Source organism: Pseudorhodobacter sp. E13, assembly GCF_003991405.1.
Lineage (GTDB): Bacteria > Pseudomonadota > Alphaproteobacteria > Rhodobacterales > Rhodobacteraceae > Pseudorhodobacter.
In genome coordinates this window covers 1-250 of record NZ_RPEN01000050.1, presented here as the reverse complement: position 1 = coordinate 250, position 250 = coordinate 1, and the positions used below count along the sequence as shown (strand labels likewise).

Genomic DNA, 250 nt, shown 5'->3' with positions numbered 1-250 from the left:
GCCTGCTTCAGCAGCACGGTTTGACGCTGATCTTCCTACGCACGCGGGCTCAAAGGCTCTCTCAACCATGCATAAAAGCCGCTTGGATGAACCAACAGCATCCGGCACATGGCGCGGACCGCAAAGATCAGCCGGTTCTCGGCAATGAACGCATACCTCACCCGCTGCCTCCTTCTCGGGCATTTTCAATGCCCTGCCAGGCAACGGGCAGCGGATGTTTACATCCGCGAGAGGGGGGATTCCCTGGCGA

1 pseudogene is annotated in these 250 nt (G+C 59.2%); it reads right to left on the bottom strand.

Annotated features, from left to right (window positions below):
- Nucleotides 1-38 precede the first annotated feature (38 nt).
- Nucleotides 39-161: pseudogene (locus EGN72_RS19345) on the bottom strand (IS3 family transposase); the annotation flags it as partial.
- Nucleotides 162-250 lie beyond the last annotated feature (89 nt).